At 65.7% G+C, this 18,205-nt stretch carries 18 protein-coding genes; 5 read left to right on the forward strand and 13 right to left on the reverse strand.

The features are described from left to right. Nucleotides 1-1,395: a proline--tRNA ligase gene (gene proS / locus RBB31_RS12405; protein ID WP_306129618.1), complete on the reverse strand. Its 1,395-nt coding sequence runs from the start codon at nucleotides 1,393-1,395 to the stop codon at nucleotides 1-3. A 133-nt stretch (nucleotides 1,396-1,528) separates the two neighbouring features. Between proS and RBB31_RS12410 the strand changes: the two genes are divergently transcribed. The 4 genes from RBB31_RS12410 to RBB31_RS12425 are packed head-to-tail and all read left to right on the forward strand — an operon-like array spanning nucleotide 1,529 to nucleotide 7,109. Beyond that, nucleotides 1,529-2,596: an AI-2E family transporter gene (locus tag RBB31_RS12410; RefSeq protein ID WP_306129619.1), complete on the forward strand. Its 1,068-nt coding sequence runs from the start codon at nucleotides 1,529-1,531 to the stop codon at nucleotides 2,594-2,596. Next, nucleotides 2,597-3,271 carry a DnaA ATPase domain-containing protein gene (locus RBB31_RS12415; RefSeq protein WP_306129620.1) on the forward strand — a complete coding sequence of 225 codons (675 nt, stop codon included), beginning with the start codon at nucleotides 2,597-2,599 and terminating at the stop codon, nucleotides 3,269-3,271. It begins immediately after the preceding gene. 48 nt (nucleotides 3,272-3,319) lie between these two features. Continuing rightward, a complete protein-coding gene (locus RBB31_RS12420) occupies nucleotides 3,320-5,494 on the forward strand; it encodes an RNA degradosome polyphosphate kinase (RefSeq protein ID WP_306129621.1) in 2,175 nt (724 codons plus the stop codon). Between the two features lie 52 nt (nucleotides 5,495-5,546). Next, entirely contained in the window at nucleotides 5,547-7,109 is a 1,563-nt protein-coding gene (locus RBB31_RS12425; RefSeq protein ID WP_306129622.1) for a Ppx/GppA family phosphatase, read from the forward strand. On the opposite strand, the gene RBB31_RS12430 is transcribed toward RBB31_RS12425, so the two are convergent. From RBB31_RS12430 to RBB31_RS12465, 8 genes are read right to left on the reverse strand one after another with little or no spacing between them, the layout of a single operon-like run. Continuing rightward, on the reverse strand, nucleotides 7,106-7,480 hold the full coding sequence (locus tag RBB31_RS12430) for a hypothetical protein (RefSeq protein ID WP_306129623.1): 375 nt from the start codon (nucleotides 7,478-7,480) through the stop codon (nucleotides 7,106-7,108). The two genes, RBB31_RS12425 and RBB31_RS12430, sit on opposite strands and share 4 nt — an antisense overlap. A gap of 36 nt (nucleotides 7,481-7,516) precedes the next feature. Then, entirely contained in the window at nucleotides 7,517-8,548 is a 1,032-nt protein-coding gene (locus RBB31_RS12435) for an endonuclease/exonuclease/phosphatase family protein (protein WP_306129624.1), read from the reverse strand. A 3-nt stretch (nucleotides 8,549-8,551) separates the two neighbouring features. Then, nucleotides 8,552-9,232, reverse strand: coding sequence for a molecular chaperone DjiA (locus RBB31_RS12440; protein WP_306129625.1), 681 nt, complete (start codon nucleotides 9,230-9,232; stop codon nucleotides 8,552-8,554). Nucleotides 9,233-9,242: 10 nt separating this feature from the next. Beyond that, a complete protein-coding gene (locus RBB31_RS12445; protein ID WP_306129626.1) occupies nucleotides 9,243-9,752 on the reverse strand; it encodes a GNAT family N-acetyltransferase in 510 nt (169 codons plus the stop codon). Then, nucleotides 9,749-10,360, reverse strand: coding sequence for a VOC family protein (locus RBB31_RS12450; RefSeq protein WP_306129627.1), 612 nt, complete (start codon nucleotides 10,358-10,360; stop codon nucleotides 9,749-9,751). The genes RBB31_RS12445 and RBB31_RS12450 overlap by 4 nt, the downstream gene beginning before the upstream one ends. A 3-nt stretch (nucleotides 10,361-10,363) precedes the next feature. Beyond that, nucleotides 10,364-10,846, reverse strand: coding sequence for an MAPEG family protein (locus RBB31_RS12455; protein ID WP_306129628.1), 483 nt, complete (start codon nucleotides 10,844-10,846; stop codon nucleotides 10,364-10,366). Further along, complete coding sequence (scpA, locus tag RBB31_RS12460; protein WP_306129629.1) at nucleotides 10,846-12,978, reverse strand: methylmalonyl-CoA mutase; 2,133 nt, start codon at nucleotides 12,976-12,978, stop codon at nucleotides 10,846-10,848. Before scpA ends, RBB31_RS12455 begins: the two co-directional genes overlap by 1 nt. Beyond that, a complete protein-coding gene (locus RBB31_RS12465; protein WP_306129630.1) occupies nucleotides 12,950-13,885 on the reverse strand; it encodes a hypothetical protein in 936 nt (311 codons plus the stop codon). Before RBB31_RS12465 ends, scpA begins: the two co-directional genes overlap by 29 nt. A 175-nt stretch (nucleotides 13,886-14,060) precedes the next feature. Between RBB31_RS12465 and RBB31_RS12470 the strand changes: the two genes are divergently transcribed. After that, nucleotides 14,061-14,516, forward strand: a complete 456-nt coding sequence (locus RBB31_RS12470; protein WP_306129631.1) for a DUF4174 domain-containing protein — start codon at nucleotides 14,061-14,063, stop codon at nucleotides 14,514-14,516. Nucleotides 14,517-14,529: 13 nt separating this feature from the next. Here RBB31_RS12470 and RBB31_RS12475 read toward each other — a convergent pair whose 3' ends face one another. The 4 genes from RBB31_RS12475 to RBB31_RS12490 all read right to left on the reverse strand — a co-directional run bounded on the left by RBB31_RS12475 (nucleotide 14,530) and on the right by RBB31_RS12490 (nucleotide 18,172). Next, on the reverse strand, nucleotides 14,530-15,045 hold the full coding sequence (locus RBB31_RS12475; protein ID WP_306129632.1) for a hypothetical protein: 516 nt from the start codon (nucleotides 15,043-15,045) through the stop codon (nucleotides 14,530-14,532). A gap of 4 nt (nucleotides 15,046-15,049) precedes the next feature. Then, nucleotides 15,050-17,095 carry an acetyl/propionyl/methylcrotonyl-CoA carboxylase subunit alpha gene (locus tag RBB31_RS12480; RefSeq protein ID WP_306129633.1) on the reverse strand — a complete coding sequence of 682 codons (2,046 nt, stop codon included), beginning with the start codon at nucleotides 17,093-17,095 and terminating at the stop codon, nucleotides 15,050-15,052. A gap of 134 nt (nucleotides 17,096-17,229) precedes the next feature. Beyond that, nucleotides 17,230-17,439, reverse strand: coding sequence for a hypothetical protein (locus RBB31_RS12485; protein WP_306129634.1), 210 nt, complete (start codon nucleotides 17,437-17,439; stop codon nucleotides 17,230-17,232). Between the two features lie 373 nt (nucleotides 17,440-17,812). After that, nucleotides 17,813-18,172 (reverse strand): hypothetical protein, encoded by a 360-nt coding sequence (locus tag RBB31_RS12490; RefSeq protein ID WP_306129635.1) that lies wholly within the window; start codon nucleotides 18,170-18,172, stop codon nucleotides 17,813-17,815. Nucleotides 18,173-18,205 lie beyond the last annotated feature (33 nt).

Consider the following 18,205-nt stretch of genomic DNA (forward strand, 5'->3'; position numbering starts at 1 on the left):
TCACATCCAGGTATGGAACGCCCGATCCGCCATCGGCTCCACCGTGCCGGCCTCACCGCGATGCGACGCGTAGATCTCCGCGATCTTCTCCACGGCGGCCTCGGGCGCCATCTCCTCGCTCTCACCGGTGCGGCGGCTGGTCAGTTCCACCACGCCATTCTTCAGCCCGCGCGGCCCCACGGTGATCCGCCACGGCAACCCGATCAGGTCCATCGTGGCGAACTTGCCGCCCGCCCGCTCGTCCCGGTCATCGTAAAGCGGGTCCAGCCCCTTGCCCTTCAGCGCCGCATAGAGCTTTTCACAGGCCGCATCCGCCTCGCCGTCGCCCTGTTTCAGGTTCACGATCCCGGCATGGAAAGGCGTCACGCCCTCGGGCCAGATGATGCCCTTGTCGTCATGGCTGGCCTCGATGATCGCGCCCACCAGACGGCTCACGCCGATCCCGTGGCTGCCCATATGCACCGGCACCGGCTTGCCGTCCGGCCCCTGCACCGTGGCGCCCATCGGCTCGGAATACTTGGTCCCGAAATAGAAGATCTGCCCCACCTCGATCCCCCGCGCCACGCGGCGGCGGTCCTCGGGGATCTGGTTGAAGACCGCTTCGTCGTGCGTTTCATCCGTCCGCGCGTAGCGGCTCGTGAACTCCTCCAGCACCGCCTGGCACTGCGCCTTGTCACTGTAATCGATCTCGCGCGCGCCAAACTTCAGGTCGGTGATCTCGCTGTCATAGAACACCTCCGACTCGCCCGTTTCGGCCAGCACCAGGAATTCATGCGTGTCGTCGCCCCCGATCGGGCCACTATCCGCCCGCATCGGAATCGCCTGCAAACCCATCCGCTCGTAGGTCCGCAGGTAGCTCACCAGGTGGCGGTTATAGGCGTGCAGCGCGTCTTCCTTCGTCAGGTCGAAATTGTACCCGTCCTTCATGAAGAACTCGCGCCCCCGCATCACGCCAAAGCGCGGCCGGATCTCGTCGCGGAACTTCCACTGGATGTGATACAGCGTCAGAGGCAAATCCCGGTAGCTGCCCACATGGGCGCGGAAGATATCCGTGATCAGCTCCTCGTTCGTCGGACCGTAAAGCATGTCCCGGTCCTGCCGGTCGCGGATGCGCAGCATCTCGGGGCCATAGGCGTCGTAGCGCCCGCTTTCGCGCCACAAATCCGCCGATTGCAGCGTCGGCATCAGCATCGGGATATGACCGGCGCGCACCTGCTCCTCGTGGACGATATTCTCCAGCTTGCGCAACACCTTGAAGCCCAGGGGCAGCCACGAATAGATCCCCGCGCTGGCCTGCTTGATCATCCCCGCCCGCAGCATCAGGCGGTGGCTGGCGATCTGCGCCTCCGAGGGCGTCTCCTTCAGGACCGGCAGGAAATACTTGGACAGGCGCATGGGGAACCTCTGGTCATTGCGTGCTCCCGCCCCGTTTATGGCCTCAACGCCCGCCAGACAAGCCGGAAGGCGCTTGCAACGCTGCCCCCCTTGCGCGAAAAGCAGGTGACGCATTTCGTTCTCCCGAGGTGGCATGGCCCTTCCCGTCCGGACACAAATTCAATTCTGGGGCATCGCCATCGCGATGTTCCTCGTTGTCATGTGGTTCCTGGGCGACGTGATCCTGCCCTTCGTGCTGGGCGGAGCGGTGGCCTATTTCCTCGACCCCGTGGCCGACCGTATAGAAAGCATGGGCGCCTCGCGGGCGGTGGCGGTCGCGCTCATCACGCTGGTGGCAATCTGCATCTTCGTGATCATGGCGCTCTTGGTCATTCCAACCCTGGTGAACCAGACCGCCAACCTGATCGACATCGCGCCACAGCTCTTCAACGATCTGCAAAACTTCCTCACCGCCCGTTTTCCGGATCTCGTCGACCAGGATTCCACCCTGCGCCAGTCGCTGGCCACCATCGGCACCACCATCCAGGAACGCGGCGGACAGGTGGTCGAAACCGTGCTCGCCTCCCTTGGCTCGCTCGTCAACGTGGCCGTCCTGCTGGTCATCGTTCCGGTCGTGGCCTTCTACCTGCTCTACGACTGGGACCGCATGATCGCCGAGATCGACCGCCTGCTTCCGCGCGAGCACGCGCCGATCATTCGCCACCTGGCCCGCGACATCGACGCCACGCTTGCCAGCTTCATCCGCGGCATGGGCACCGTCTGCCTGATCCTCGGCACCTACTATGCCGTCGCTCTCATGCTGGTGGGCCTGCAATTCGGCCTCGTCGTGGGGGCCATCGCCGGCCTCATCACCTTCATTCCCTATGTCGGCGCCCTGATCGGCGGAGTGCTGGCCATCGGCCTCGCGCTCTTCCAGTTCTGGGGAGACTGGCTGTCCATCGGACTCGTCGCCGGCATCTTCGTGCTGGGCCAGGTGGTCGAGGGCAACATTCTCACGCCCAAGCTGGTGGGCGACTCCGTCGGCCTGCACCCGGTCTGGCTGCTCTTCGCGCTGTCGGTCTTCGGCGCGCTCTTCGGCTTCGTGGGCATGCTCGTGGCCGTGCCCGTGGCTGCGGCCATCGGTGTGCTGATGCGCTTTGCCGTGCGGCAATATCTCGACAGTGCCCTATATCAAGGGCAGGAGTCACGGGACACTGAATAAATGGCACAGCAGCTCAGCTTCGACCTGCCCGCCAAACCGGCACACGGGCGGGAGGACTTCTTCGTTTCCGCCGCCAACGCCCAGGCCGTGGCCCTGATCGACACGTGGCAGGCATGGCCCGCCCGCAAGCTGGTCCTGCACGGCCCGCCCGGCTCGGGCAAGACCCATCTCGCCCATGTCTGGTCGGCGCAAAGCGGCGCCACCATCGTGCCCGCGGGCGACCTCGCGCAGGCCGACATCCCCGCCCTCGCCCGCACCCATGTCGCGGTCGAGGATTGCGAGACCATCGCCGGCGATGACACCGCCGAAACCGCGCTCTTTCACCTGCACAACCTGACGCTGGCCGAGGGGCATTTCCTGCTGCTGACGGCCCATGCCGCGCCCAAGTACTGGAACCTCGCGCTGCCCGACCTTGCCAGCCGGATGCAGGGCACGCCCGCGGTCGAACTCGACCTGCCGGACGACCGCCTGCTGACCGCGATCCTCGCCAAGCTCTTCGACGACCGCCAGCTCACCCCTGCGCCGGACGTCATCCCCTACCTCGTGAGCCACATCGACCGCTCCTTCGAAGCCGCCCGCCAGGTCGTCGCACTGCTCGATTCCGCCGCACTTTCCCGCAAACGAGCCATCACCCGCCCCTTTGCCCGCGACGTGCTGGACAAGGCAGGTCTCTGACGGCACAGTCGTCACCTTATCGTTACGTCGCAATCGCATAAGGGCCCTATGACAAACGCCGATTTCCTCAAGTCAACTGCCCCGGCCCCCGTGACGATCGACGGCCTCGACATCACCGGCCCCGGGCGATTCTTCAACCGAGAGCTCAGCTGGCTGGGCTTCAACTGGCGCGTCCTCGAAGAGGCGCAGAACCCCCGCGTGCCTCTGTTGGAACGCCTGCGCTTTCTGTCGATCTCGGCCAACAACCTCGACGAATTCTACAACGTCCGCGTCGCGGGCCTGCGCGAACTGGCCCACGCCGGCAACACCACCCCCGCCGCCGATGGCCTCACCCCCGCCGAACAGCTTGTCCTGATCGACGAGGACGCGCGCAAGCTGTTGGCCCAGCAACAGGGCACGCTCGAAGACCTGCGGCAAGAGATGGAGGCCGAGGGCATCATCATCCTCGACATCGACAGCCTCACGAAAGAGGACCGCGCCCATCTCAGCGAGATCTTCCTCGAACAGGTTTTCCCGGTCCTGTCGCCGCTGGCCGTCGACCCCGCGCACCCGTTCCCGTTCATCCCCAATCTCGGCTATTCTCTGGCGCTCCAGATGCAGCGCAAGTCCGACAAGCGCCCGCTTCAGGCACTGCTGCCCATCCCCAACCAGATCGACCGCTTCGTCACCGTCCCGTCCGAGCCGGGCCAGTACCGCGCCCTCCCGCTCGAAGACCTGCTGCTTTTGAACCTCGATCACCTCTTCCCGGGCTACACCTACAAGGCCCACTGCAACTTCCGCGTCCTGCGCGACAGCGACCTCGAGGTCGAGGAAGAGGCCGAGGACCTCGTGCGCGAGTTCGAGGTGGCCCTGAAACGCCGCCGCCGCGGCGAGGTTGTGCGCCTGAAAATCTCCTCCGGCGCGCCCGAGGAATTGCGCCGCACCATCATGCACAAACTGGAGGTCCGCCCCGAGGAGGTGGTCGAGGTCGACGGCATGATCGGGCTTGCCGATCTCAAGGAAATGGTGCTCGACAGCCGCCCCGACCTGCTGTGGCCCAGCTTCACGCCCCGCGTGCCGGAACGGGTGCAGGACCATGACGGCGACATGTTCGCCGCCATCCGGCAAAAGGACATGCTGCTGCACCACCCCTACGAGACCTTCGACATGGTCATCCGCTTCCTGACGCAGGCGGCCCGCGACCCCGACGTGGTGGCGATCAAGCAGACGCTCTACCGCACCTCCAAGGACAGCCCCATCGTCGAGGCGCTGTGCGAGGCTGCCGAGGACGGCAAGTCCGTGACCGCGCTGGTCGAACTTAAGGCCCGCTTTGACGAGGCCGCCAACATCCGCCAGTCGCGCCGGCTGGAACGCGCGGGCGCCCACGTGGTCTATGGCTTTCTCGATCTCAAGACCCACGCCAAGATCTCCACCGTGGTCCGGCGCGAGGGCGACAAGCTGGTGACCTACACTCATTACGGCACCGGCAACTATCATCCCATCACCGCCAAGATCTACACCGACCTCAGCCTTTTCACCTGCGATTCCTCGCTGGGCCGCGATGCCACCAAGGTATTCAACTACCTTTCCGGCTACGCCCAGCCCGAAAAGCTGGAAAACCTCGCCATCTCGCCCACCACGCTGAAACCTCGCCTGCTGGAAATGATCGAGGCCGAGTGCGAGCACGCCAAATCCGGCAAACCGGCCGAGATCTGGGCCAAGATGAATTCCATCATCGAACCCGATGTCATCGACGCGCTCTATGCCGCCTCGCAGGCCGGCGTGAAGATCTGCCTTGTCGTGCGCGGCATCTGCGGCATCCGCCCGGGGATAAAGGGGCTTTCGGAAAACATCCGCGTCAAGTCCATCGTCGGGCGCTTTCTGGAACATTCCCGCATCGTCTGCTTCGGCAACGGCGCCGGCCTGCCCTCGAAAAAGGCCAAGGTCTACATGTCCTCCGCCGACTGGATGGGCCGCAACCTCAACCGCCGGGTCGAGACCCTGGTCGAGATCACCAACCCCACCGTCAAGGCCCAGATCGTGGGCCAGGTCATGGCCGCCAACCTCGCTGATGTGGCACAAACCTGGGTGATGTCCCCCGACGGCAGCTTCCACCGCGAGTTGACCGAGGAAGGCACCTTCGCCTTCAACTGCCACCGCTTCTTCATGGAAAACCCGTCGCTATCGGGCCGTGGCTCCGCCGGGGCGGCGGACGTGCCCAAACTCACCCATACCGACGATTGACCCTTGCGGCCCCCTGTCGCATATAAAGGGTCGTTACCAAGCCGGGGATGTCATGGACGGCACGACCGATCCTGAACACAGCGAATGGGGCCCCTTCGGGCGCCCGCTCTTCGACAAGGACGCGGCCAAGGCGCTCAGCCGTGTGGGCGTGGTCGACGTGGGCTCGAACTCGGTCCGCATGGTGGTGTTCGACGGCGCCGCCCGCAGCCCGGCCTATTTCTATAACGAGAAAATCATGTGCGGGCTGGGCCAGGGCCTGTCGGAAACCGGCCGGCTGAACCCCGAGGGGCGCGAACGCGCGCTGGCCGCCATGAAACGCTTTTCCCGTCTGGCCGAGAACATGGGCACCGGCCCGCTCACCGCCGTCGCCACCGCCGCCGTGCGCGAGGCCACCGACGGCGACGCCTTCCGCGAGGAAATCGAGCGCGAGACCGGCGTCCATCTCTGGGTCATCGACGGCCCCGAGGAGGCGCGCCTCTCGGCCCAGGGCGTGCTTCTGGGCTGGCCCGGCTCTTACGGCCTCGTCTGCGACATCGGCGGCTCCTCCATGGAACTGGCCGAAATCAACGGCGGCCAGGTCGGCCGCCGCCTGACCTCCCGCCTCGGCCCCTTCTCCCTGCAGGAGGTCAAGGGCGGCAAGAAGGCCCGCAAGGCTTTCATCAAGGACACGCTGGAGCGGATGCACGACGAACTGGGCGAGCAGAAGAACCGCCTCTTTCTCGTCGGCGGCTCGTGGCGGGCCATCGCCAAGATCGACATGGAACGCCGCGGCTATCCGCTGCACGTCCTGCACGAATACCGCATGACGCCCAAGGACGTGCGCAAGACCGCAGACTACATCGCCGACAGCGACCCCGAGGATCTGCGCAACCGCGCCGGCGTTTCCTCGCAACGTATGGCGCTTGTGCCCGACGCCGCCGAGGTGCTGCGCCGCCTGGTCAAGACCTTCGGCCCCCGCGACATCGCCATCTCCAGCTACGGCATCCGCGAGGGGCTCTTGTACGAACAGATGCCCCAGCAGCTACGCGACCGCGATCCCCTGATCGAGGCGTGCCGCTTTGCCGAGGCCAAGGATGCCCGCCTGCCCGGCTATGGCCGCGCCATCTATCACTTCGTCGAGCCGCTTTTCCGCAGCGCCCGCCCCGACAAGCTGCGCATCATCCGCGCCGCCTGCCTGCTGCACGACGTCAGCTGGCGCTCGCATCCCGACTACCGCGCCGAGGATTGCTTCGACAACGCCACCCGCGCCAATCTCGGCGGGCTCAAGCATTCCGAACGGGTGTTCCTGGGTCTCGCCCTCCTGCACCGCTATTCCAACAAGCGCGAGGGCACCCGGTTCGAGAAATTGGCCGGACTTCTGGACGAGCGCGGCCAGCATCAGGCCGAGGTTCTGGGCAAGGCGATGCGCTTTGCCGCGATGTTCTGGCTGCGCAAGGACACCCAGCTGGGCGAGTTGACATGGCATCCCAAGAAGAAACAGCTGGTCCTGCGCCTGACCGAAGAGGCCGTGCCGCTCTACGGCGAGGTGGCGCAGACGCGCCTCGCCTCGCTGGCCGACACGCTTCAGGCCGAGTTCGAGGTCAAGCTGCTGCGCCCGCGCCGCGCCCGGACCTAAATCTCGATCTCGCCGTCGCCATCCGGATCGACGTCATCTTCCAAAGGCATCTTGCGCCGGATGATGATGTCACCGTTATCAAGGATTTCGGGCGCATGATAATTGCTCAGGTCGTCGATCTCGCCCAGCAGGTCGGCAAAGGCCGGGCCCATCTCCTGCACGAAATTGCGCACGGCGGGCTCCATGTCCTGCGCCAGCCCTTCCAGGTCGCGCAACGCCGGCTCCATCTCGCGCATGATGCCTTCCATGAACATCTGCGCACCGCGTTCCATCAGGTTCATGCCCTCACTCTCGCCCTCTTCCTGCGCCAGAACGGGCGAGGCAGTGGCAAGGGTCAGCGACAGGGCGGCAATGGACAGAGTCTGTTTCATACTCCCAATATAGCGCGTTCGGTGACAATTTTAAGATCATAGGTCGATATCCAGCGTGACCGGAAAGTGATCGGACGCCGCCAGCAGCGCATCGCGCAGCTCCGGCACCTTCCAGCATTCGGGATCCTCGAACGGATGCCAGATGCGCCATATCGGCGCCTTCGCCCGCAACCCCCTGGAAATCATAATGTAATCCAGCAACGCCTGAAGGTAACGCCCCTCGTCCTTCAGATAGAACCGCGCCGAACTGTGCTGCGCGCCAATCCGCTGGTTCAACGCCCGCCGCGCGTGCGGATCGTAAAGCCGCAACTCGCCCGCCTCGGCGCTCCCCATGATCACCTCGATCGACGAGCGGCCAAACACGTTCTCGTACTCGTCCAGCCCCGGACCGTCGTTCAGGTCCCCAAGGAGCATCAGGTGCTCGCCCTCTTCCAGATGTGCCCGCACCCGCTTGCGCAACCACACCGCCTGCGCCTGCTGCTTGCGCCGGTTTGCGATGGCCAGCCGCATCACCTCGTCCCGCGTGGTGGCCCCGTGCGGTGCCTTCGATTTCAGATGCGCCCCGATCATGCGAAAGCTGAACCCGCCCCGCACCTCCACCGCAACCTCCAGCGGCGGCTTCGAGAACACCACCAGATCCTCGGTCGCGTCGATATCCAGGTCGATCCGGAACACGCCGTCGAACCGCGGCGCCTCGCTCGACCCTTTCTTGCCGGTCTCCTCGCCCCGGGGATCATGCCGGCACGTCATCACGTCCGGGTCATAGAGCAGCGCGATCTCCTGCTGCGTGTCGTTCACGAACCCCATCAGCGCCTTGCGTGCCCGCAGGTCCATCATCTCGGCGAACGCTTCAAGCGCCTTGACGGTATCGCGCTTGCGGCCACTGTCCGGCGCCTCGATCACCATCACCGCATCGGCATCCATAGCCGCGAACACCATCCCCAGCGCCGCCAGCTGATCGCCCCGCGTCACGCCATACCGCGCCGAGGGGCCGTCATCGTCCAGCACCGCGTCATGCGCATCGAACAGCGCATTGAACCACTCGACGTTATACGTCGCGAACCGCATCGCTCAGGCCGCCTCGCGCTGGATCTGCTCCCACGCGTCGTTCACGTCCGTCAGCCGCTTCTCGGCCAGCTTGATCGCCTCCTGCGGCACGCCGCGTGCCACCATCCGGTCGGGATGCATCTCGCGCACCTTGTTGCGCCAGACCTTGCGGATCTCGGGCAGCGGCGTCTCGGGTGTCACCCCCAGCACGGCATAGGGGTCAGGCTTGGCATCCGGTACGAAACGGCTGCGCAGCGTGCTGAACTCCCGCTCCGGCAGGCCGAATATCGTCGCAACCTCCGACAGGAACACGTCCTCGTTCGGATGATACACCCCGTCCGCCACCGCGATGTGGAACAGCCCTTCCAGAAGATCGTTCAGGGTCGCTTCATCTCCGCCGAACATCGCCTTGATCCGGCGCGCATACTCCTCGAACCCCGCCACGTCCTGCCGCGCCAGGTTGAACACCTTCGCCGCGCCCGCCTCGTCGTCTCGGGCGATCTGGAACACCTCACGGAACGCCGTCACCTCGTCGCGCGTCACCTGCCCGTCCGCCTTGGCCATCTTGGCCCCCAGCGCGATCACGGCAATCGCGAAGGCCACCGTCCGCTCGGGTGGCGTGCGCAGACGGTCGAACACGCTGGCCAGCGTCTCGCCACTGGCCAGCGCCGACAGCGCCTCGGATATGCGACTCCAGATCGACATGGCGATCAACCTAAGCCGCGCGGCCTTCGGGGGACAGGAGTTTCTGCATCAGGACAAGGTCGATGCGCCGCCCGAATTTCAGCCCGGCCTGCGCCACACGCCCCACCTCGGTGAACCCGATCTTGCGGTGAAAGGCGATCGCACCTTCGTTCTCCGCACTGATCCCGCCGATCAGGGAATGCACACCGCCCCTGACCGCGTGATCCTCCAGCGCTTCCATCAGCGTCCGGCCCACGCCCCGGCGCTCGGCTCCGGGGTGCAGCAGCACCGTATGCTCCAGCGTCTCGCGATAGCCCGACCCGCTGCGAAACGGCCCGTAGGTGGCATAGCCCAGCAACCCGCCCGCGTCCTCGGCCACCAGAAACCCGTGCCCCGCCTCGTCGCGCGTCTTCACGGCCAGCGCAACTTCCAGAATGGTCTTTTCATCTTCGGTAAAGCTGACGGTGGTCTCACGAATGTAGTGATTGACGATCCCGGCCAACGCCTTGGCGTCGCCGGCTTCCGCCGCCCGCACCTTCATGCCAGCACGCACGCCCCGCGCGGCGTGGTCAGCTCGGCCACAAGCGCCGCGGCCCCCGTCTCATAGACGACGCGGCCGTCGCTCAGCACCGGCGCCAGCGCGTCCTCCAACGCCCTCGCTTCGGGGTGCGTCACCACCAGCCGGTCCAGCCGGCATCCCGAGGCCGGCAACATCTGCGCCGGATGCTGCTCGCATTGCCATTCGATCACCGCCGGAAAGAGGTTGTCCCACGGCAGCCGCCCATCCTGTGGCACCGCCATCTGCCAGCGCAGATCTCCTCGCGCCAGCGGCACCGGTACGCCCGCCTGCGGAAAGCGCTCCACCACAGCGCCAAGGTCCGGCGTGTTGCAGATCCAGTTCGTCGGCCTCGGCCGCCCCACGAACCGGTCCAGATCGAACCACCGCGCGTACCCCGGCTTGGGCGCGTCGGGGTCGATCGCGATGACCTCCAGGTAGAGCCCCTCCTCCAGCCCCAGCAGCATGTTATGCGTGCCGAAATGCGCGTGTTGCCCGCCGGGCCGCAACGCCACGCCCAGCGCCTCCTCGGCATAGGCGCGGCCCTCGTCCAGCGTCTCGGCCGCCACCGCGAAATGATCCAGTCTCAGCATGTCCTACCCCAATGTCAGCCGGTACAGCACCCAGAGCGCCGCCAGCACCGTCGGATAGAACGTCGCCGCAAATCCAAAGGCCCGCAAGGCCGGCGCGACATGATACCCCACCCAGAACGCCAGCCGCGCCACGGCAAAGCCGATCCCCAACGCCAGCACCGTGCCCGCGCCCAGGAAGAACCCCACCAGCGGCCAGATGCACAAGGCCAGCACGACCTGCTCGACCGTGTTCTGCAACACCTTCGCATCCACCGCCGCCCCGCCGGTCAACGGCTGCCCGTCAATCGACTCGCCATCGAAGAACCGCCGCTGCGCCAGCCGGCCGATCATCATCGCCAACACCACGCCGGGGCCGAACGCGGCGCCCATCAGCGTCGGCTGCATCATCGCCATCGGCACAGGGATCTGGCGGCCGATCCACAGCACCGCAACCGCCCAGACCAGCCCTGCCGCCATGCCGACCAGGATCTTGGAGCGCTTTTGCATCAGCCCGCCCGCGCCTCGCGGATCAGCCGCAGGATATCCTGCGCCGCCTCGGGGATGTTGGTGCCGGGACCGAAGATGGCCTTCACGCCCGCCTTGGTCAGGAACTCGTAATCCTGCTGCGGAATCACCCCGCCGCAGATCACGATGATGTCGCCCGCGTCCTTCTCCTTCAGCGCGTCAATGAGTTGCGGCGCCAGCGTCTTGTGCCCCGCCGCCTGGCTGGAGATACCGATCACGTGCACGTCGTTGTCGATGGCGTCCTGCGCCGCCTCGTCCGGCGTCTGGAAAAGCGGGCCCACGTCGACGTCAAACCCGATATCGGCGAATGCCGTGGCGATCACCTTGGCGCCCCGGTCATGCCCGTCCTGCCCCATCTTTACGACCAGCATCCGCGGCCGCCGCCCCTCCTCCTCGGCAAAGGCCTCCACCGATTTCTGGATCGCGGCAAAGCCCTCGTCCCCCTCGTAGGCCTTGCCATAGACCCCCGCCAGCGTCTTCACCTCGGCGCGGTGCCGCCCGAATTCCTTTTCCATGGCCATGCTGATTTCCCCCACAGTAGCCCTTGCGCGGGCCGCTTCCACCGCGGCCTCCAGCAGATTGCCGCCGTCCTTGGCGCGGCGCGTCAATTCATCCAGCGCTTTCGTGCAGGCATCCTCGTCGCGTTCCGCGCGAATGCGCTCCAGCGCCTCGACCTGCCCATTGCGCACCTTGACGTTGTCCACGTCCAGGATGTCGATCGGGTCTTCGCGGTCCTTGCGGTACTTGTTGACGCCGACGATCACCTCGTCGCCCCGGTCGATCATCGCCTGCCGCGTGGCGGCGCTTTCCTCGATCCTGAGCTTGGGCATCCCGCTGGCCACGGCCTTGGTCATGCCGCCCATCTCCTCGACCTCTTCCATGAGCTCCCACGCCTTTTCGGCCAACTCTGCGGTCAGGCTCTCGACGTAATAGGACCCCGCCAACGGATCGACCACCGCCGTCACGCCGGTCTCTTCCTGCAGGATCAACTGCGTGTTCCGCGCGATCCGCGCGCTGAAATCCGTGGGCAGCGCAATCGCCTCGTCCAGCGCGTTGGTGTGCAGGCTCTGCGTTCCCCCCAGAACCGCGCTCATCGCCTCGTAGGCGGTGCGCACCACGTTGTTGTAGGGATCCTGCTCCTGCAAGCTGACGCCGCTGGTCTGACAATGCGTCCGCAGCATCTTCGAGCGGTCGTTCTTCGCCCCGAACTCCGTCATGATCCGGTGCCAGAGCAGGCGCGCGGCCCGCAGCTTCGCCGCCTCCATGAAGAAATTCATGCCAATGGCGAAAAAGAACGACAGCCGCCCGGCAAATCGGTCCACGTCCATCCCCGCCTCGATCGCGGCCTTCACGTATTCGCGCCCATCGGCCAGCGTATAGGCCAGCTCCTGCACCAGGTTCGCGCCGGCCTCCTGCATGTGATAGCCGGAAATACTGATCGAGTTGAAGCGCGGCATCTCGTTGGCGGTGAACTCGATGATGTCGCTGACGATCCGCATGCTGGGTTCGGGCGGATAGATATAGGTGTTGCGCACCATGAACTCTTTCAGAATGTCGTTCTGGATCGTGCCCGACAGGGCGCTGCGGTCGTGCCCCTGCTCCTCGCCCGCGACGATGAAACTGGCCAGCACGGGGATCACCGCGCCGTTCATCGTCATGCTGACACTCACCTGGTCCAGCGGGATGCCGTCGAACAGCACCTTCATGTCCTCGACGCTGTCGATCGCGACGCCGGCCTTGCCCACATCGCCCACCACGCGCGGGTGGTCGCTGTCGTAACCGCGATGCGTCGCCAAGTCGAAAGCCACCGAGACGCCCTGCTGCCCGGCCGCCAGGTTGCGGCGATAAAACGCGTTCGATTCCTCGGCTGTCGAGAACCCGGCATATTGCCGGATCGTCCAGGGCCGCCCGGCATACATCGTCGCCTTCACACCCCGCGTGAACGGCGCCTGCCCGGGGATGGTGCCAAGGTGCTCCATCCCCTCGACATCTTCCTCGGTATAAAGCGGTTTGACGTCGATCCCCTCAAGGGTCTTCCACGTCAGGTCCTCCAGCTTGCGGCCCTTCAGCTCGCCTTCCGCGATCTTACGCCAATCGTCGGTTTTCGATCCCATCGTCTTGTCCTCTTTTCCTCTGGTCCGGGCGCGGGTTTGTCCCCGTCTTCACCGGTCCGGTTTCCTCTGTCAGCTGCGCCAATCCCTCCGCCCCGGCACGCAGCCAGTAGAGGTCGTCGGCATAGGCCTCGCGCATGTCGCGCAGGGCGGTGTCGTCGAACGGCTGCCACTTGCCCGGCCCCTCGGGCAGGCCGGCCGGTGCGCCGCCGCGGTCCTTCACGATCCGGCGCAGCTGCGGCAGGTTGGGCGCCTGGTTCATCCATTCCCGCGCGTGGGCACGCGGCATCGGGCCAAGACCGGTCATGTGTTCCAGCATCCGCTCCGGAAGTCTGCCGAAAATTTCGTAAGGCATCACGGTCAACTTCACCCCCGGCAGTGCGCAGGCCACGTCCAGAACCACATCGCGCCACAGCCGCGGAGACGCGGCCAGCGCCTCCAGCGTCGCGGTGTCCGGAACGCGGTGGCCGCGTGCCACGCCATAGGACAGAACCGAGGCCCAGAAACTCTCGTGGCTGCGGATCGACAGGTAGGCCCGCGTCACCTGTCCGTCCAACGCATGAGCGAACCGCGCCATGCGCTGCCCGATATCGGGATAGAGCCGCCCCTGCCGCAAGCACCGGCGCGGCGCGCCGATCATGTTCTCGTCGGTGATCACCAGCACCTTGGCGCCGGCCCTGCGTTCGCGGGCGATGTTGATCGCCACGCGCGCCCGGGCGCGGTCCAGCTGTTCCTGCGGCGGGCGCGGGCTGTCCACCGGGATCACACCGGTCAAGAGCCCGTCGCGGGTCTCTTTCGGCCCCCAGACGATGACGCCCGTACGCTTCAACGCGCCCCGGTTTTCGGCCAGGTAGGCCTGAAACGTGGTGGTGGCCGTGCGGTGGGCCCCGATATGCAGAACAACGTCCATGATCCCGCGCCTTTCCCGTCTGGCCCGCGTCATGCGGGCGGTCGACCTTGCGTCGCGCCACCCTGCAGCGTGGGACCTGACCATGGGATTAACGGTAAAATTTTCGCGGCCCTGCGGCCAAACGGCCTTCGCATTCGGCGCATTCGCGCCTATATCTGGTCCAGCAGGAGGCCCGATGCGAAAGCTGTTATTCATTACTTTTCTGGCACTTACCGCGTCGGCACTGACGTGGAGCGCGGCCCGTGCGACCGACGGAACCCCGCTCGACGGCATCATCCTGCCGGGCGAAAATGCGGATTTGAGTGAATTTCTCTGGATAAAGCGGCCCGTCGTGGTCTTCGCCGACAACGCCTCGGACCCGCGCTTCGTCGAACAGATGAACTTCCTCACCGCCCGGCTCGAGGATCTCGAGCGCCGCGACGTGGTCGTCCTGACCGACACCGATCCGGCCGCTTCCAGCGCGCTGCGCCGGCAGTTGCGCCCGCGCGGCTTCATGCTTGTGCTGATCGGCAAGGACGGCGAGGTCGAACTGCGCAAGCCCGCCCCGTGGAGCGTACGCGAGTTGTCCCGCGTGATCGACAAGATGCCCATCCGCCAGCAGGAGATCCGCGACCGGCTGGGCGAGAACTGATCCCCCGCGCGGCTCATGCCCGTTCCCCCGCCGCGACCACCAGAACCCGGTTGGCGCGGTCCATCAGCATCAGCGTGCCCTCGGTCGTCTCATAGGCCAGCACGGTCTCGGGGCGCATCAGCAGGCGGCGGAACTCCACCCCCACCTTGCCGTCCATGCAGGGCCGGGCCTCCAGCCCGGCGCGACGCATCTGCATCCCGAACGTGCGCTGCATGTTGACCGCGTCGACCATCGCCGCATCCGGCGTCATCTCCGGGTCGTCCAGCGCCGCCACGCCCCTCAACGGCAGCGCGCGCAGCATGTCGGGCACGTTGCGTTCCACCGGCACCGCGGCGCCGATATCCGCACTTACCAGCCGAAACGCCGCCGCAGCGCAGTGCGCCCTGGACGAAAACGCCAGCGTCTCGCCCAGGCTGAACCACGGCGCCAGCCGCGCCCGCATCGACGCCTCGTCATCGCGCGCGCAGGCCCCCAGCAGGACCGCGCCCGCCATGGCCGCGGGCAGGATATGAGATCCGCGCAGGGTCACCGCGTCATTCGAACTCCATGATCACGTCATCCACCGCCAGGCTGTCGCCCGGTCCGGCGTTGATCTTGGTCACCACGGCTTTTCTCTCGGCCCGCAGGATGTTTTCCATCTTCATCGCCTCCACGGTGCACAGCGCCTGGCCTTCCTGCACCTCGTCGCCCTCCTGAACGTTCACGCTGACGATCAGGCCCGGCATCGGGCACAGCAGCATCTTCGATGTATCAGCGGCGAGTTTCTCGGGCATTAACAGCGCCAGTTCCGCCTGACGCGGCGTGCGCACATGCACCTTCAGATCCGCGCCCCGGTTGCGGATGCGGAAACCGCCCGAGACCTTGCCGACCTTCAGCACCAGCGTCTCGTCATCCACGTTCAGCACCGCCAGCGCATCGCCCGGAGTCCAGCCGCTGGACACCCGGTGGCTGCCGCCATCCGCGAAGATCACGGTCGCGCCGTCGCGATCCGCATCGATGCTGACCTCGAAACTGATGCCTTGCAGGCTGACGACCCAGTCCTCGCCCACGCGGCGCTCGTGGTTATCCATCCGGCCCGACACCCGCGTGCGCCGGATTTCGGCCACCCGGTGCATCGCAGCACAGCTGGCCGCGATCCGCCGCAGCGCCGCCTCGTCCAATTCCACGCCCTCGAACCCGTCCGGGTACTCCTCGGCGATGAACGCCGTGGTCATGTCGCCCGACACGAACTTCGGGTGATCCATCACCGCGCTCAGGAACGGCAGGTTATGCCCGATCCCTTCCAATTCGAAACTGTCCAGCGCCACGCGCATCGCCTCGATCGCCGCGCCCCGGCTGGGCGCCCATGTGCACAGCTTGGCGATCATCGGGTCGTAATACATGGAAATCTCGCCGCCCTCATAGACGCCGGTATCATTGCGCACCGCCGTCTCGCCGGCCTCGGCCTCGTCCTGCCACTTGCCCTTGTCCAGCAAGGGGCCAGCCGCCACCTCCACCGGCGGACGATAGCGCACCAGCCGTCCGATGGAGGGCAGGAAATTGCGATACGGGTCCTCGGCATAAAGCCGGCTTTCCATCGCCCAGCCCGTCAGCGTGATGTCGTCCTGGCTCAGCGACAGCTTTTCGCCCGCCGCCACGCGGATCATCTGCTCCACCAGGTCCACGCCGGTGATCAGCTCCGTCACCGGATGCTCCACCTGAAGCCGCGTGTTCATCTCCAGGAAATAGAAGTTCTTGTCGCCATCGACGATGAACTCCACCGTGCCCGCGCTGGAATAGCCCACAGCATGGGCCAGCGCCAATGCCTGCTCGCCCATCGCCTTGCGCGTCGCCTCGTCCAGGAACGGGCTCGGCGCCTCTTCGATCACCTTCTGGTTCCGCCGCTGGATCGAGCATTCCCGCTCGCCCAGATACACGCCGTTGCCGTGGCTGTCGCACAGCACCTGGATCTCGATATGGCGCGGCTGGGTCACGAATTTCTCGATGAACATACGGTCGTCACCAAAGCTGCTGGCGGCCTCGTTCTTCGACGCCTGAAAGCCCTCACGCACTTCCTCGGCATTCCACGCGATCCGCATCCCCTTGCCGCCGCCGCCAGCGGACGCCTTCAGCATCACCGGAAAGCCGATCTCTTCCGAAATCTTCAGCGCCTCGTCGGCATCCTCGATCAGGCCCATATGGCCCGGCACGGTGTTCACATCCGCCTCGGCGGCGATCTTCTTCGAGGTGATCTTGTCTCCCATCGCCTCGATGGCCTTTTTCGGCGGCCCGATAAAGGCCACGCCCGCAGCCTCCAGCGCCTCGGCGAACTTCGGGTTCTCGGACAGAAAACCATAGCCCGGATGCACCGCCTCGGCGCCGGTCTGCTTGATCGCCTCCATCACCTTGTCGATGACGATATAGCTCTCGGATGCGGGCGACGGCCCGATATGCACCGCCTCGTCGGCCATCTCCACGTGCAGCGCGTTGCGGTCGGCGTCCGAATAGATCGCCACCGTCTGAATGCCCATCTTGCGCGCCGTCTTGATGACCCGGCAGGCGATCTCGCCCCGGTTGGCGATCAGGATTTTCTTGAACATCTCACGTCCCCTTTTTTCTTGCCCGCCCCGGCGCGGCCGCCGAACGGGGTGATACGAAAAAGACCACCGCCCCGCTGCCGCGAGGGGTGGTCTCATACAGGTTGAACCGCCCGTGGCCGGGCGCTGAATTCAGGTTACAGGCATTTGTTCGGATAGACCTGGCAGAACGCCACGTTGCCCGCGGCCCCGACGGCCGCGCCCGTGACAAGCGATCCGCCGACGACCGCCGCGGTGCCCAGCCCCGCGGCCCCGCCGAACAGGGCCTGTTCGGGCACGGTGTCGCCGCAGGCCGCAAGCGGACTCGAAAGCCCAAGCAGAAGAAGCGTGGATTTGAAGAACTGCATCGGATTTTGCCTCGCGCGCGATTGTTATGACTGCGCGCACTCAAAGCGATGACGGGGTCGGCGTCAAAGCCGTCTTTGATCCGCCCCCGAATTTGGGCGACCTCTCGCCTATCTCTCGAAGGCCTTGATGTCGCGGCAAAAAAGGGCGGCCTTTGCGTCGCTGCAAAAGGCCGCCCATCAGGGGAAGGGTAACGGTTTAGACGGTATGTCTCGGCCCATTGGGGGAAGGCCGCCACTACGAAGTTCACGCTGCCCGCAATCTGCCGTTGCGCCAAGTGGCTTTGCTCATCTTTCGCTTGATCGGCTGTAATTTGCGTGAATTCGCAAGGCGTCGGCGGAAACGTGCCTAAATAAGGGACCGAAAAACAGGCACTCATCCTCGTCCTCCCTCGTCGAAGGCGTCGGGAAAGGCGCGCTGTGCCGCCGCGACGTCCAGAACCAGCAGGGCCTCGTAACTTTCCGAATCGAAAGGATCTTCGGCCGGCAGCACTTCGCGGCCGAAAAGCCAGCTCAGCCGTCCCGCGTCCAGGTTGCCCCGCTCGAACGGCTGATCCCCGAAATGCTCCCACAACGCGCGGACAAAGGCCGTGTCCGCCCGCTTGTCGGCCGGGCGCCGGTCGCGATAGCGCTCGCGCCGCACGATGGCGGTGGCGCCCTTCGGATTGGCGCGGCGAATGGTGAACTGGAAATCGCTGCCCGGCAGTCGACCCGGGAACCCGCGGTGCTTGATCATGACCCGCCTCCGCAACCGCGCAGGGACCGCCGG

The organism is Roseovarius sp. MMSF_3350, from assembly GCF_030733425.1.
Classification (GTDB): Bacteria; Pseudomonadota; Alphaproteobacteria; order Rhodobacterales; family Rhodobacteraceae; genus Roseovarius.

Bases quoted from the DNA above. Each gene is read 5' to 3' on its own strand.
- proS (WP_306129618.1), bottom strand. From the start codon at position 1,395: ATGCGCCTGTCCAAGTATTTCCTGCCGGTCCTGAAGGAGACGCCCTCG.
- RBB31_RS12410 (WP_306129619.1), top strand. From the start codon at position 1,529: ATGGCCCTTCCCGTCCGGACACAAATTCAATTCTGGGGCATCGCCATC.
- RBB31_RS12415 (WP_306129620.1), top strand. From the start codon at position 2,597: ATGGCACAGCAGCTCAGCTTCGACCTGCCCGCCAAACCGGCACACGGG.
- RBB31_RS12420 (WP_306129621.1), top strand. From the start codon at position 3,320: ATGACAAACGCCGATTTCCTCAAGTCAACTGCCCCGGCCCCCGTGACG.
- RBB31_RS12425 (WP_306129622.1), top strand. From the start codon at position 5,547: ATGGACGGCACGACCGATCCTGAACACAGCGAATGGGGCCCCTTCGGG.
- RBB31_RS12430 (WP_306129623.1), bottom strand. From the start codon at position 7,480: ATGAAACAGACTCTGTCCATTGCCGCCCTGTCGCTGACCCTTGCCACT.
- RBB31_RS12435 (WP_306129624.1), bottom strand. From the start codon at position 8,548: ATGCGGTTCGCGACGTATAACGTCGAGTGGTTCAATGCGCTGTTCGAT.
- RBB31_RS12440 (WP_306129625.1), bottom strand. From the start codon at position 9,232: ATGTCGATCTGGAGTCGCATATCCGAGGCGCTGTCGGCGCTGGCCAGT.
- RBB31_RS12445 (WP_306129626.1), bottom strand. From the start codon at position 9,752: ATGAAGGTGCGGGCGGCGGAAGCCGGCGACGCCAAGGCGTTGGCCGGG.
- RBB31_RS12450 (WP_306129627.1), bottom strand. From the start codon at position 10,360: ATGCTGAGACTGGATCATTTCGCGGTGGCGGCCGAGACGCTGGACGAG.
- RBB31_RS12455 (WP_306129628.1), bottom strand. From the start codon at position 10,846: ATGCAAAAGCGCTCCAAGATCCTGGTCGGCATGGCGGCAGGGCTGGTC.
- scpA (WP_306129629.1), bottom strand. From the start codon at position 12,978: ATGGGATCGAAAACCGACGATTGGCGTAAGATCGCGGAAGGCGAGCTG.
- RBB31_RS12465 (WP_306129630.1), bottom strand. From the start codon at position 13,885: ATGGACGTTGTTCTGCATATCGGGGCCCACCGCACGGCCACCACCACG.
- RBB31_RS12470 (WP_306129631.1), top strand. From the start codon at position 14,061: ATGCGAAAGCTGTTATTCATTACTTTTCTGGCACTTACCGCGTCGGCA.
- RBB31_RS12480 (WP_306129633.1), bottom strand. From the start codon at position 17,095: ATGTTCAAGAAAATCCTGATCGCCAACCGGGGCGAGATCGCCTGCCGG.
- RBB31_RS12485 (WP_306129634.1), bottom strand. From the start codon at position 17,439: ATGCAGTTCTTCAAATCCACGCTTCTTCTGCTTGGGCTTTCGAGTCCG.
- RBB31_RS12490 (WP_306129635.1), bottom strand. From the start codon at position 18,172: ATGATCAAGCACCGCGGGTTCCCGGGTCGACTGCCGGGCAGCGATTTC.